This is a genomic window from Streptomyces sp. CB01635 (assembly GCF_002803065.1).
Classification (GTDB): domain Bacteria; phylum Actinomycetota; class Actinomycetes; order Streptomycetales; family Streptomycetaceae; genus Streptomyces.
Map to the genome: position 1 here is coordinate 34560 of NZ_NNBL01000010.1, position 12166 is coordinate 46725.

10 protein-coding genes are annotated in these 12166 nt (G+C 71.0%); 5 read left to right on the plus strand and 5 right to left on the minus strand.

Features of this window, described 5'->3' with window-relative positions; all coding sequences use genetic code 11:
• Positions 1-82: 82 nt before the first annotated feature.
• Both CG723_RS24410 and CG723_RS24415 read left to right on the plus strand, forming a co-directional pair.
• Positions 83-1894, plus strand: a complete 1812-nt coding sequence (locus CG723_RS24410; RefSeq protein WP_100595608.1) for a bifunctional metallophosphatase/5'-nucleotidase — start codon at positions 83-85, stop codon at positions 1892-1894.
• A 127-nt stretch (positions 1895-2021) separates the two neighbouring features.
• Positions 2022-3305, plus strand: a complete 1284-nt coding sequence (locus tag CG723_RS24415; protein ID WP_234374493.1) for an LmeA family phospholipid-binding protein — start codon at positions 2022-2024, stop codon at positions 3303-3305.
• 5 nt (positions 3306-3310) lie between these two features.
• On the opposite strand, the gene CG723_RS24420 is transcribed toward CG723_RS24415, so the two are convergent.
• The 3 genes from CG723_RS24420 to CG723_RS24430 all read right to left on the minus strand — a co-directional run bounded on the left by CG723_RS24420 (position 3311) and on the right by CG723_RS24430 (position 6699).
• A complete protein-coding gene (locus tag CG723_RS24420; protein WP_100595610.1) occupies positions 3311-4777 on the minus strand; it encodes a HAMP domain-containing sensor histidine kinase in 1467 nt (488 codons plus the stop codon).
• A complete protein-coding gene (locus CG723_RS24425) occupies positions 4774-5508 on the minus strand; it encodes a response regulator transcription factor (RefSeq protein WP_100595611.1) in 735 nt (244 codons plus the stop codon). The genes CG723_RS24420 and CG723_RS24425 overlap by 4 nt, the downstream gene beginning before the upstream one ends.
• Positions 5509-5607: 99 nt before the next feature.
• Positions 5608-6699 (minus strand): S1C family serine protease, encoded by a 1092-nt coding sequence (locus CG723_RS24430; protein ID WP_100595612.1) that lies wholly within the window; start codon positions 6697-6699, stop codon positions 5608-5610.
• A gap of 339 nt (positions 6700-7038) precedes the next feature.
• On the opposite strand from CG723_RS24430, the gene CG723_RS24435 reads away from it, so the two are divergent.
• Positions 7039-8793: a trypsin-like serine protease gene (locus CG723_RS24435; RefSeq protein ID WP_100595613.1), complete on the plus strand. Its 1755-nt coding sequence runs from the start codon at positions 7039-7041 to the stop codon at positions 8791-8793.
• Positions 8794-8868: 75 nt separating this feature from the next.
• Here the strand turns inward: CG723_RS24435 and CG723_RS24440 are convergent, their stop codons facing one another.
• On the minus strand, positions 8869-9891 hold the full coding sequence (locus CG723_RS24440; protein ID WP_100595614.1) for a LacI family DNA-binding transcriptional regulator: 1023 nt from the start codon (positions 9889-9891) through the stop codon (positions 8869-8871).
• A gap of 23 nt (positions 9892-9914) precedes the next feature.
• A complete protein-coding gene (locus tag CG723_RS24445) occupies positions 9915-10778 on the minus strand; it encodes a winged helix-turn-helix transcriptional regulator (protein WP_234374494.1) in 864 nt (287 codons plus the stop codon).
• A 259-nt stretch (positions 10779-11037) separates the two neighbouring features.
• On the opposite strand from CG723_RS24445, the gene CG723_RS24450 reads away from it, so the two are divergent.
• Both CG723_RS24450 and CG723_RS24455 read left to right on the plus strand, forming a co-directional pair.
• Complete coding sequence (locus CG723_RS24450) at positions 11038-11871, plus strand: alpha/beta hydrolase (RefSeq protein WP_100595615.1); 834 nt, start codon at positions 11038-11040, stop codon at positions 11869-11871.
• Between the two features lie 36 nt (positions 11872-11907).
• Positions 11908-12162, plus strand: coding sequence for a MoaD/ThiS family protein (locus CG723_RS24455; protein ID WP_100595616.1), 255 nt, complete (start codon positions 11908-11910; stop codon positions 12160-12162).
• Positions 12163-12166: the final 4 nt, after the last annotated feature.

Below are 12166 nucleotides of genomic sequence, written 5' to 3' on the forward strand. Positions count from 1 at the left end.
GCGTTGACCCTAGGCTGCCGACTTGGTCACGGCACACCGCCACCACCGCCGCCTCACAGCACCCACACAGGGGGACGTACCCATGACTCCGCTGACACCGCACAGGCCCGGGCGCCGCGCCGCATCGCGGCTACTCGCCGCCGCGGCCGGGTTCGCCACCGTCGGCGCGCTCGTCGCGGCGCTGCCCGCGAACGCCACGCAGGACCGGCACCACGGGGACGAGCACCGCCGCACGGTCGACGTGCAGCTGCTCTCCTTCAACGACTTCCACGGCAACCTGGAGCCGCCGGCCGGCTCCTCGGGCCAGGTCACGGAGAACCTGCCGGACGGCACGACGAGGAAGGTCGACGCGGGCGGCGTCGAGTACCTCGCGACGTCCCTGCGGACGGCCAGGAAGAGCCACCCGTACAGCGTCACCGCCGCGGCCGGCGACCTGATCGGGGCCAGCCCGCTGCTGTCGGGGCTCTTCCACGACGAGCCCACCGTCGAGGCGATGAACAAGCTCGACCTGGACGTCACGAGCGTGGGCAACCACGAGTTCGACGAGGGCGCCACGGAGCTGGCGCGCATGCAGAACGGCGGCTGCCACCCCAAGGACGGCTGTTTCGAGGACGGCAAGAAGTTCAAGGGCGCCGACTACCCCTACCTCGCCGCCAATGTGACGAACGAGAAGACCGGCAAGCCGATCCTCGCCCCCTACTGGGTGTGGAAGCACAACGGCGTGAAGATCGGGTTCATCGGCGTGACCCTTGAGGGCACCCCCGACATCGTCTCCGCGGACGGCGTCAAGGGCCTGAAGTTCCACGACGAGATCGAGACCGTCAACAAGTACGCCAAGATCCTCGACAAGCAGGGCGTGAAGTCGATCGTCACGCTCATCCACGAGGGAGGCGTGCCGGCCTCCGGCTCGTACAACTACGACTGCGACTCCCCGAGCGGCGGCGCGGGCATCTCCGGCCCGATCGTCGACATCGCCAAGGGCATCTCGCCGAAGGTCGACGCGCTGGTCACCGGTCACACGCACAACGCGTACGTCTGCACGATCCCCGACCCGTCCGGCAAGCCCCGCATGGTCACTTCGGCGTCCTCGTACGGGAAGCTCTACACGGACACGACGCTGACGTACGACCGCCGCACCAAGGACATCGTGCGTACGTCGGTGAAGTCGGCCAACCACGTGGTGAGCCGCACACAGCCGAAGGCCGCCGACATGACCGCGCTCATCGGCCGCTGGAACAAGATGGCCGCGCCCGTCGCGGGCCAGCCCGTCGGATACATCTCGGCGGACATCCCGGGCCGCGGCGCCGCCTCGCCGGAGGCGCCGCTCGGCGATCTGATCGCGGACGCGCAGCTCGCGCACGCCAAGTCCCTCGACCCGAAAACCTCGCTGGCCCTGATGAACCCCGGCGGCGTGCGCTCCGACCTCGTGTACAAGGCGAGCGGCAGCGAGGGCGACGGCGTCGTCACCTACGGCGAGGGCTTCACCGTGCAGCCCTTCAGCAACACCGTGAACCTGGCCGACCTGACCGGCGCGCAGGTCATCGCCGCGCTCCAGCAGCAGGTCAGCGGTTCCAACGAGTCCTCGCCGAAGATCCTCCAGCCGTCGGCGGGCCTGACGTACACGCTCGACATGACGAAGGCGGGCGCGGCCCGGGTCGTCGTCGACTCCATCAGGCTGAACGGCGCCGCGATCGATCCGGCGGCGACCTACCGCGTCGCGATGAACTCGTTCCTCGCGGGCGGCGGCGACGGCTTCGCGGCGCTCGGCCAGGGCAAGAACCCGCTGGTCGGCAGCGACGACCTGAAGGCGTTCAACGACTATCTGACGGCCAACTCGTCGGCCACGTCGCCGATCGCGCCCCCGAAGGCGGACCGGATCACGATCGTGAAGTGATGGCTGTTATGTGAGGGTTGTGACGATCCTGAAGTGACGTATCGCACGGTCCGGTGGACGGCTGAAACCGGTGCTTACTGGGAGTAAAGCTTAGCGGTGGGGTCGGTTCGTATGGTGAAATCTCACGATGCGTTCCCCCCACCGCATAGCCATGTCCACCGACCCGTCAGATGCGTGGACGGAGGAATCCGTTCCGTCCGACACTGTTTCATCACGCACCGCTCCGTCCGGCACCGCTCCGCCGAATCCCTACGACGAGCTGGGCGCCCTCGCGGACAACCCGCTCGACGAGTTCCTCCACGAGGAGGACCCCGAGGCAGGGCCTGACGACCAGCCCTGGTCCAGGCCCAACCACCGCCGCGGCAGCCGCCGCCGCAACCGGTTCGCCGGACTCCCGCTCGCCACGAAGGCGGTCGTCGGGATCCTCGTCCTCGCCGCCTTCCTCACCCTCGCAGACCGCTGGGCTCTCCTCTACGCCGAGCACCGCGCCGCCGACCGGCTCAAGGACCAGCTGCACCTGAGCGCCGCGCCCGAGGTCGACATCGAGGGCTTCCCGTTCCTCACGCAGCTCGCCGACCGGCGCCTGGACGAGGTGAAGGTGACCGTCCCCGACGTCGCCGCGAGCCGCGTCTCCCTCGCCAAGGTCTCCGCGACCATCCGCGACGTGACGATCGACGGCGACGGACTCACCGATGTGCGCGGCGCCCGCATCGGCGGCATGACCGGCGAGGTCCTGCTCACCTTCGACGACCTGAACCGCGAACTCGGCGCCTCCCAGGTCGCGTTCAGCGGACAGGGCCGCGACCGGGTCCTCGCGCGCGGCACGCTGCCCGTCGCCGGACACGACCTGAGGGTGCGCGCCGACGCCACGATCCGGCGCATCGGTGACACCGGCATCGCCACCGACATCGGCGGCATGCGGCTCGACATCGGCGACCTCGCCACGTACCGGCCCGGCACCCGCCCGTCCGAGGGCCTGCACCTGAGCCGCCGCTCGGTGACGCGCCTCGCGACCGAGACCGCCAAGGCGAAGGCCCTGCTGTCCGTGCCGTCGCTCGTGCACCGGCTCGGCGTGCCCGACTCGGCCGTACGCGCGGCGCTGCGCAGCGACCGGCGCCTGAGCGAACTCACCGGCTCACCGCGCTTCGTGCACCAGCTGATGTCCCTGAACCTGGTCGACCTCGCGCTCGCGCACCCGGCGCTCCTGAAGAAGTTCGGCCTCGACCCGGCGCTGCTCCAGGGCCTCACCCGGCTCACCCGCCCCGAACTCGCCGACCGCCTCTCCCTGGCGTTCCGCCTGCCGAAACTGCCGGGCGACGGGATGGGCGACGTCCGGCTGAGCGACGTGAAGGTCGAGAAGGACGGGATCCGGGTCGGGCTCACGGGGGAGGGGCTGGGCTTCGAGCGCTAGGGGCCCTAGGGCGTGTCCAGCGCGCCTTCGGGGACCTCCGGCGGAGGCGTCGGGGCGCCCGGCAGCTGCACCGTAGCGACCGTGCCGCCGCCCTCCGCGGCCCCGAGCGCGACGGTGCCGCCGCAGCTCTCCACCGTGCGCGCCACGATCGACAGGCCCAGACCCGAACCCGGCAGCGCCCGCGCGCTCTGCGAGCGCCAGAACCGGTCGAAGACGTAAGGGAGTTCATCGGCCGGGATGCCGGGACCGTGATCGCGCACGGTCAGCCGGCCGCGCATGAGGTGGACCTCGATCGTGCCCTCGGGCGGGCTGAACTTGACCGCGTTGTCGAGGAGGTTCACGATCGCGCGCTCCAGGGACGCGGGCTCGGCCCGTACGTACCAGGGCGCCAGCTCGGAGGTGATCGTCAGCTCGGGCCCGCGCAGCGCGGCGCGCTCCAGCGCGGTGCGGACCGTGTCGTGCAGGCCGACGACCTTGAGGGGCGCGTCGCCGGCCGTCAGGCCCGTACGGGACAGCTCCTGCAAGTCCCCGATGAGTGCGGCCAGTTCGGTCATCTGCGCCTTGAGCGAGGCCATCAGCGCCTTGCGGTCGTCCGGCGGGATCGCGCGGCCCGTCTCGTCGCTGCGGGTGAGCAGCTCGATGTTGGTGCGCATCGAGGTGAGGGGCGTGCGCAGCTCGTGCCCGGCGTCGGCGATGAGCTGCTGCTGGAGGTCCCGCGACGAGGCGAGCGAGGCGGTCATGGAGTTGAAGGACGCGGAGAGGCGTGCGATCTCGTCGTCGCCCTCCACGGGGATGCGGACTGTGAGGTCTTCCGTGCGGGCCACGTGCTCGACGGTGTTGGTGAGTTCGTCGATGGGGCGCAGCCCTGTGCGGGCCACCCACAGTCCGGCGGCGCCCGCGCCGACGACGCCGATCCCGCCGATGACCAGGAGAACCAGCGCGAGGTTGTTGAGGGTCTTGTCGGTGTCCGTCAGGGGCACGGCGACCGTGAGAGCCAGGTCCTGTACCACGGCGCGCGCGGGGCCGTCGGTGACCGCGGCGCGGGTCATGACGCGCAGGGGCTTGCCGTCGCTGTCGACGCCGTTGCGGAAGTAGACGTGATCGGCGTCGCCCCGCTTCGCGATGGCCCGGTCTTCGGGGGTGGCCTCGACGGTGCCGAGCGAGTTCGGGGCCACGCACACCGTGCCGTGGCTGTCGACGATCTGCACGTAGTACACCTGCGGACGGCCGAAGCCGTTGTCCTCGGCGGTCGTCGTCGTGCAGTTGGCCACCAGCTGGGCGTACTGGGCGGCGGGCACGCCCGGGAGGGCGTCGCGCAGGTCGTCGTCGAGCTTGCTGTACAGCTGGTCGTGCACGATGAACCAGCAGGTCACCGACACCGCGGCCACGGCGAACGCCACGGCGACGGCGGACAGCACCGAGAGCCGGGACCTGAGGGGCAGCCCCCGGAAGTAGCGGACGACCCGGTTCATTCGCTCCCGCCCGAGCGCAGCACATACCCCACACCCCGCACGGTATGAACGAGCCTCGGCTCCCCGCCCGCCTCCGTCTTCCGGCGCAGATACATCACGTACACGTCCAGGGAGTTGGAGCTCGGCTCGAAGTCGAAGCCCCAGACCGCCTTGAGGATCTGTTCGCGGGTGAGGACCTGGCGCGGGTGGGCGAGGAACATCTCCAGGAGCGTGAACTCCGTGCGCGTCAGCTCGACGGTGCGCGCGCCGCGCGTGACCTCGCGGGTCGCGAGATCCATGCGCAGGTCGGCGAAGGACAGGACGTCACCCGCGTCGTCCGCCGGGCCCGCCGCCGAGGCGTAGGCGCTGCGTCGCAGCAGCGCCCGTACCCGCGCGAACAGCTCGTCCAGTTCGAACGGCTTGACCAGGTAGTCGTCGGCGCCCGCGTCGAGCCCGGTCACGCGATCGCCGACGGTGTCGCGGGCCGTGAGCATCAGGATCGGCGTCCTGGACCCGCCGGCCCGCAGCCGCCGGGCGGCCGTGAGGCCGTCCATGCGCGGCATCTGGATGTCGAGGACGACCAGGTCGGGCTGGTACGCGGCCGCCTTGCCGAGCGCGTCCGCGCCGTCGACGGCGACCTCCGTGCCGTAGCCCTCGAAGGCGAGGCTGCGCTGGAGCGCCTCGCGGACGGCGGGTTCGTCGTCGACGATGAGAATGCGCTGGGGTTCGCGGTCGCCTTCGGCGGGGCTCATGGGCGGGCTTCCTCGGGGGTGGGGACGGTGGTGGGGGCCGGTATCAGCCTCGCACGGTGGCGCTGCGGGTGGGCGCGGCGCGGCGGCGCGCGGCCGGGGTCAGCTGCCGGAGGTGCCCCCGCTGCGCAGCGAGTCGAGGTCGGCCTTGACGGTGTTGACGGGGATGGCGAAGCCGAGACCGACGCTACCCGCGCCGGACGATCCGGACCCGCTGTCCGAACTGGCCGAGTACATCGCGGAGTTGATGCCGATGATGTTGCCGTTCATGTCGATGAGGGCGCCGCCGGAGTTGCCGGGGTTGAGGGAGGCGTCGGTCTGGAGGGCCTTGTACGTCGTCTTGGACGAGCCGGTGTCGCCGTTGAACTGCTGCCCGCCGAACTCGAACGGCCACTGGCCGTCGCTGCCGCCGCCCTGTTGCTGCTGCTGTTCCTCGTCCGTGGAGACGGTGACGTCGCGGTCGAGCGCGGAGACGATGCCGCTGGTGACGGTGCCGGTCAGGCCCTCGGGGGAGCCGATGGCGACGACCTCGTCGCCGACCTTCACGTTGTCGGAGTCGCCGAGGGACGCGGTCTTGAGGCCGGACGCGTTCTTCAGCTTGATGAGGGCGAGGTCCTTCTTGGCGTCGGTGCCGACGACGTCGGCGGTGTAGGTCTTGCCGTCGTTCGTGCGCACCTTGACCGTCGAGGCGCCCGAGACGACGTGGTTGTTGGTGACGATCTCGCCGTCGCTCGTGATGACGACGCCGGAGCCGGTCGAGCTGCCCGCGTTCGAGGTCGCGCTGATCTCCACGATGGCGGGGCTGACGGCCTCGGCGACACCGGCGACGGTGCCCTTCTTGCTGGTCGGCACGACGCTCGCGCCGGCGCTGGTGGACGTGGAGTCCTTGCCGGTCAGCTCCTGGAAGGCGTACGCGGTGCCGCCGCCCACGGCCGCGGCGGCGATGGCGACCGCGGCGAGAAGCCCGAGCGGTCCCTTGACCCGCCGCCGGCGTGCGGGCGGCGCGGGGGAGCCCTCCGGTACCGGAGCGGGCCACATCGCCGAACCCGGGGCGGCGTTCACCGGCTGCGGCGGGTCGTACGCGGGCGGGGGCGGAAACGCGCCGCCCGCCTCGGGGGTCCCCGGATACGAGGACTGCGAGTGCTGCTGCTGGCCCTGGGGGTACTCGCCGCTTCGGCGGAAGCTCTCGGTCATGGCAGTAAGCCTGTGCCGTGTTCATGAGAGCCACCTGAGCGTGCCCTGAGAGTCCCGCGAGAACCCTGTTTGCCCGAAATAAAGGCACCCCCGGGAAACGGCGGGTTGACGGGGGGTGAGATACGGGAGGGCGCCGGAACAACTCTCACCTGCCTGCTGTGGAGGTCGTGTGTTCAGGGGCCCGTGGGATCTACGATCCGTGCGCCGGAGGGGGGTCTGCGGCGGTGCCTGGGGGCTGAGCCCGATTCTTCGTGTGCTCTGTGTCCGGTACCGGCCGTGGTGTGCGTCGTAACGCCCCTTCTCGGGCCCTGAAGCCACTCTTCACACCAGGAGCCCTGAGTGATACCTGCCCTGCGCGACCGCTGGAGACGCCCCGCCACGGCGTTGTCCACGGCCGCTCTCGCGCTGGCGCTGAGCTGCGCCGGCGCCCTCGTGGCGCACCCTGCCACCGCGGCCGACGAACCGCCCGTACTGCCCGACGCGAGCGTCGCCCGTACCGCGAATCCGGCCCCTTCCGCCTCCGACGCCGAACTGCGCAAGCGGGTCGTCGAGGCCGCGAAGACCCAGGCGACCCCGGAGACGAAGCCCAAGAGGACGCCGTTCATCATCGGCGGCACCGAGACGGCGATCTCCTCGGCGCCGTGGATGGTCCAGCTCTCGTACTACGACGCCGCGTCCGGCGACGGCTACTTCTGCGGCGGCACCCTCGTCGCCCCGAACAAGGTCCTCACCGCGGCGCACTGCGTCGCCGGTCTGGACTGGGTGAACAACGGCGCGGTCGTGGCCGGCACCGCCGGCCTGCTCGACAGCGCCCAGGGCACCGTCGCGGGCGTCTGGCGCCAGTGGAACCACCCGCGCTACAACGCCGACACCATCCAGAACGACATCGCGGTGCTCACCCTGGACCGTCCGCTGGAGGACCAGTGGGCGAAGGTGGTCCAGAGCAACGACACCGCCTCCTACAAGGCGGGCACCTCCGCCACCGTCTACGGCTGGGGCCTGACCTCCGGCGCCGAGGACGCCGACCTGTCGGCGACCCTGCGCAAGGCGACCCTGCCGATGGTCTCCGACTCCACCTGCAACACCGCGATGCAGTCGGTCCTCGGCGAGGACGACTTCATCGAGGGCTCGATGTTCTGCGCGGGCACCCCGGCGACGGGCGCCGACGAGGGCACCAAGAGCCCCTGCAGCGGTGACTCCGGCGGCCCGGTGGTCGTCGGCGGCCGCGTCGTCGGCATCGTCTCGTGGGGCGTCTCCGGCTGCACCGCGAAGGGCGCCTACCCCGTCTTCACCAAGGTCTCCTCGTACGTCTGGGCGGCCCAGCCGCGCATCGACGACACGGACCTGAGCTTCGACGGCCGGGCCGACCTGCTGGCGCGCACCCCCTCCGGGGGCCTGTTCGAGCAGGACAGCAAGGGCACCTCGCTCACCACGCGCGCCTACCAGAGCGCCGGCTGGCAGACCGCGAGCTGGGCCCTCCAGGCCGATCTGGACCGGGACTTCTTCCAGGACCTGATCATCCGCGACAGCACCGACGGCAAGCTGTACCGCAGCTACTACAACCACGCGTCGGACGCCTTCGAGTGGATGCAGATCACCTCGGTGTGGGGCGGCTACAAGTCGTACGCCATCCCCGGCGACATGACCGGTGACTCCCGCCCCGACCTGGTCGCGGTGGACGCCGACGGCTCGACGTACCTCTACCCGGGCAAGGGCAACGGCGAGTTCTACGGCAAGGTCAAGGTCGTCGACAAGGCCTGGAAGGGCGTCAAGATCTTCGGCCACGGAGACCTGACCGGCGACGGCAAGGCGGACCTCCTGGTCCGCAACAGCTCCGGCGTCCTGTACCTCTACCGGGGCACGCAGGTCGAGAAGACCCCGTTCGCCGCGCGCATCCAGGCGCGTACGGGCTGGAACTTCACCTCGTACGTGACGAACGGCGACGTGACCGGCGACGGTATCGCCGACGTCATGGCCCGCGACTCGGGCGGCACGCTCTGGCTCTACCCGGGCACCAACAAGGCGTCCGCGGACGTCTTCGGCGCGCGCAAGAGCCTCGGCACCGGGTTCAACCAGTACAACCTGATGTTCTGAGCACGTGTTCCGAGTGACACGCAGCACGCGCGCGTCGGTCCCGCGGTTCGGGGGCCGGCGCGCGTTTCTGTGCGGTCAGGGGCAGCCGCAGGACTGGCGGACGACCAGCCGCGAGGGGAACACCTTCAGGCGCTCACGCCGGGACCCGGCGACGCGCAGCGAGTCGTCGAGGACGAGGTCGACGGCGGACCGCGCCATCGCCGAGCGGTCCGATGCGACCGTCGTCAGCGGCGGATCCGTCAGGCCCGCCTCCTTCACGTCGTCGAACCCGGCTACGGCCAGCTCGCCCGGCACATCTATCCGCAGCTCGCGCGCGGCCCGCAGGATGCCGAAGGCCTGGTCGTCCGTGGAGCAGAAGATCGCCGGCGGCCGCTGGGGCCCGGCGAGCAGCTCGAGCCCGATCTTGTACGCGTCGTAGCGGTTGTACGGCGCCTCGAACAGCCGGCCCTCGGTGGGGAGTCCCGCCTCGTGCATGGCCCGGCGCCAGCCCTCGACGTGGTCGGAGACCGGGTCGCCGACGGACGGCGTCTCGGCGGTGCCGCCGAGACAGGCGACGTACGGGTGGCCGTGCTCGAGGAGATGGCGGGTGGCGAGCTGGGCGCCGCCGATGTCGTCGATCACGACCGCGACGTCGTCGATCGCCTCGGGCCGCTCGTGCAGCAGGACCACGCGCGCGTCCCAGGCCTCGATCTCGGCCGCGGCCGAGTCGTTCAGGCCGTGGCTGACGAGGATGAGGCCGGACACCCGCATGCCGAGGAAGGCCCGCAGATAGTGGACCTCGCGCTCCTCGACGTAGTCGGAGTTGCCGACGAGGACCATCTTTCCGCGCTCGGACGCCGCCTGTTCGACGGCGTGCGCCATCTCCGCGAAGAACGGCTGGCGCGCGTCCGGCACGATCATGCCTATGAGGTCGGTCCGCCGCGACGCCATGGCCTGGGCGACCCGGTCGGGCCGGTACCCCAGTTCCTTGATCGCGGCGAGTACACGCTCGCGCGTGGCCGGGGCAACCGGCCTAGGTCCGTTGTTGATGACGTAGCTCACGACCGCGGTCGAAGTACCCGCCAGTCGCGCCACATCATCCCGAGTCACCTTGGCCACGCGCGGAGTCTACGCGGATGGACCTACCGCTGGGCAGGGCGTCCGGCGGCGGCCTGGTGAGCGCCCGGCCGGGGCTGGTCGACCGGCTCCCGCACGGCACGGGAATCGGCCCCGGAGTCCGTGCTGTCGGCCTTTTCCGCGTGTGCTGCCTGCTCTGCGGAGTCCGGCTTCGGGGCGGCCGCCTTGGCCTTCGCCGCGTCCGCCGCCCGCTCGACCTTCTCCGGCGTCACGAAGCGGTAGCCGACGTTGCGCACGGTGCCGATCAGCGACTCGTGCTCGGGCCCGAGCTTCGCGCGCAGGCGCCGCACATGGACGTCGACGGTGCGGGTCCCGCCGAAGTAGTCGTAACCCCACACCTCCTGGAGCAGCTGGGCGCGGGTGAAAACGCGGCCCGGGTGCTGCGCGAGGTACTTGAGGAGCTCGAACTCCTTGAAGGTCAGGTCGAGGACCCGCCCCTTCAGCTTCGCGCTGTAGGTGGCCTCGTCGACCGACAGATCGCCGTTGCGGATCTCCATCGGGGAGTCGTCGGCGACGATCTGCTGGCGGCCCATCGCGAGCCGCAGCCGCGCCTCGACCTCGGCGGGTCCCGCCGTGTCGAGAAGTACGTCGTCGATGCCCCAGTCGGCGGTGACCGCCGCGAGGCCGCCCTCCGTCACGACGAGGACCAGCGGACAGCCGGGCCCGGTGGAGCGGAGAAGCTGGCACAGGCTGCGTACCTGTGGGAGGTCGCGGCGCCCGTCGATGAGGATGACGTCGGCACCGGGGGTGTCGACGAGAGCGGGGCCCTCGGCGGGGGCGACCCGCACGTTGTGCAGCAGCAGGCCGAGAGCGGGGAGCACCTCCGTCGACGGCTGAAGGGCATTGGTCAGGAGCAGCAAAGAACTCATCGCGCCCCACCTGCCTGGGTCGTCCTGCGGTCGTGCACGTTTCGCTCGCCCATAACGTCTGGTTCCTCCTCGGTCCCTGCGAGGACGTTTACGGCACTGCTTCGTACTGCGTTGTTCGTACTGCTTTGCACTGCTTCGGGCCCCGCGCCCTGGGGCCCTGCGCGCCGTGCGGTCCGCGTTCGTATACAACGCGGTCCGAAAGCACAAAAGGACCCGGGGGCTTCGCTGCCCGGATCCTCTGCCAAGGAGAATAGCCCACATGAGTTCCGGTCGGGCAGGTCAAGACGCAGGTTCTTCTGTGCAGCCGATCACTGCGCGCTCACGGCGCGTGATGCTGCGCACGCGGGACGGTGTGCCGATCGAGGCCGCCTACGACCCCGGGCCAGGGCCCGCCGGGGGCCCGGTGATCGTGGTCGCGCACGGGTTCACGGGCGATCTGGAACGGCCGCATGTCCGGCGTGCGGCGGGGGTGTTCGCGCAGCGTGCCGCCGTGGTCACGTTCTCGTTCCGGGGGCACGGGCGGTCGGGCGGGCGGTCCACCGTCGGCGACCGGGAGGTACTCGACCTGGTGGCCGCCGTGGAGTGGGCGAGGTCACTCGGTCATGAACAGGTGGTGACGGTCGGATTCTCGATGGGCGGGTCCGTCGTCCTGCGGCACGCCGCGTTGCACAGGGGGCGCACGGAGGCGCGGTCCGACGCCGTCGTCGCGGTCAGTGCCCCGGCCCGCTGGTACTACCGCGGGACCGCACCGATGCGGCGCCTGCACTGGCTGGTGACGCGGCCCGCCGGCCGGATCGTGGGCCGCATCGGGCTCCGCACCCGCATTCACCCACACGAGTGGGACCCGGTACCGCTCTCGCCGGTCGAGTCCGTGCCGCTGATCGCGCCGACGCCGCTCCTGATCGTGCACGGCGACCTGGATCCGTACTTCCCCCTCGACCACCCGCGCATGCTGGCCTCGGCCGCGCCCGGCGGGGCCGAGCTGTGGCTGGAACCCGGCATGGGCCATGCCGAGCACGCGGCGGACGACGGGCTCCTCGCGCGGATCGGCGGCTGGGCCACGGCATCATGGACGACGGCAACCGCCGAATAGACCGTATGGACAGACCGCATGGGAGGAACGCCGCACATGGCCAACGGAACCATCCGCTACTGGGCCGCGGCCAAGGCGGCCGCCGGTGTCGCCGAGGAGCCGTACGAGGCCGAGACGCTGGCCGACGCGCTGGAGGGCGTGCGTACGCGACACCCCGGTGACCTGGTGCGCGTCCTGCAACGGTCCTCGTTCCTCATCGACGGTGACCCCGTCGGCAAGCGCGGGCATGAGACGGTACGGCTTGCCGAGGGCGGCACGGTCGAGGTGCTCCCGCCGTTCGCAGGAGGGTGACCGC

Excerpts from the sequence above, each read along its gene's own strand:
- CG723_RS24410 (WP_100595608.1), top strand. The coding sequence starts at position 83 with ATGACTCCGCTGACACCGCACAGGCCCGGGCGCCGCGCCGCATCGCGG.
- CG723_RS24415 (WP_234374493.1), top strand. The coding sequence starts at position 2,022 with ATGCGTTCCCCCCACCGCATAGCCATGTCCACCGACCCGTCAGATGCG.
- CG723_RS24420 (WP_100595610.1), bottom strand. The coding sequence starts at position 4,777 with ATGAACCGGGTCGTCCGCTACTTCCGGGGGCTGCCCCTCAGGTCCCGG.
- CG723_RS24425 (WP_100595611.1), bottom strand. The coding sequence starts at position 5,508 with ATGAGCCCCGCCGAAGGCGACCGCGAACCCCAGCGCATTCTCATCGTC.
- CG723_RS24430 (WP_100595612.1), bottom strand. The coding sequence starts at position 6,699 with ATGACCGAGAGCTTCCGCCGAAGCGGCGAGTACCCCCAGGGCCAGCAG.
- CG723_RS24445 (WP_234374494.1), bottom strand. The coding sequence starts at position 10,778 with ATGAGTTCTTTGCTGCTCCTGACCAATGCCCTTCAGCCGTCGACGGAG.
- CG723_RS24450 (WP_100595615.1), top strand. The coding sequence starts at position 11,038 with ATGAGTTCCGGTCGGGCAGGTCAAGACGCAGGTTCTTCTGTGCAGCCG.
- CG723_RS24455 (WP_100595616.1), top strand. The coding sequence starts at position 11,908 with ATGGCCAACGGAACCATCCGCTACTGGGCCGCGGCCAAGGCGGCCGCC.